At 64.7% G+C, this 933-nt stretch carries 1 protein-coding gene and 1 pseudogene; both read left to right on the top strand.

The genetic code is table 11. From position 1 onward, the window contains the following. Positions 1-388 (top strand): annotated as a pseudogene (locus U9980_RS23355) (hypothetical protein); the annotation flags it as partial. Between the two features lie 31 nt (positions 389-419). Then, positions 420-863, top strand: a complete 444-nt coding sequence (locus tag U9980_RS23350; protein WP_322769901.1) for a hypothetical protein — start codon at positions 420-422, stop codon at positions 861-863. Positions 864-933: the final 70 nt, after the last annotated feature.

Here is a 933-nt window from a genome sequence, read left to right as displayed (position 1 = left end):
GGCCGATGCCGACAAGGCGACCTATCTCGGCCTGCTCGTCTCCCCGGTCCTGCGCCCCTTTGTGCGCGCGCTCATCCCGTTCGGCCTGGTCACCGCGACCACGCAGGCATCCGGGAAAACGCTCCTGACCGACATCGCTGGCGCCCTGTACGGCAAACGACAACAGCCATGGCCGGAGACCGACGAGGAACTCCGCAAAGTCATCACGTCGGTGTTGGCGCAACCCGAGTCGGTCATCGTCTTCGACAACATCGAAGAAGGAACGCAGGTCAAGTCCCCGATCCTCGCCGGACTCCTCACCGCGACGCAATGGTCGGACCGCATCCTGGGCTCGTGCAAAGCCTTACGCGGGGAAGGAGTGGACGAACACCGGCGAAGCACGCGATGACCGGCAGCTCAAGCAGAGGGAGATCAACGAAGTGCGTCCAGTTCCATGCCCGCCCGAACTCACCGCGCTCCTTCACGCCCATCTCGACCGGTTCGGTACCGGTCCTACCGGTCGGTTGTTCGTCGGTGAGCGCAACCGGGAGCACCTGCCGACGCTCACCGTCACGCGGGTGTGGGCACGCGCCCGCGTCGCAGTCTTTACCGAGGGTGTGGCCGCGTCTCCGCTGGCCCAAACCCCGTATGACCTTCGTCATGCCGCAGTGTCCACCTGGTTGAACGCTGGCATCCCACCGACCAAGGTCGCGGAGTGGGCCGGGCATTCGATCGAGGTACTTCTCAAGATCTACGCCAAATGCCTTGACGGAGAGGACGCAAAGTTGCGATCGCAGGTACAGAGCGCGCTTGGACGTGATCCGACCGACAAGAACGACCCCCAGCACCCGCAAGGCCGACAGAAGATCACCGGCTCGGAGTAGCCGAAAACTTCGGCGCCCATTCGGCGTGACCAGCCGGTGGGCACCGTGGATGGCCGGACGCGGCCGGACA

This window comes from Protofrankia sp. Cr1 (assembly GCF_963555865.1).
Classification (GTDB): Bacteria; Actinomycetota; Actinomycetes; order Frankiales; family Frankiaceae; genus Protofrankia.
This window is presented reverse-complemented; position numbering and strand designations above follow the sequence as displayed.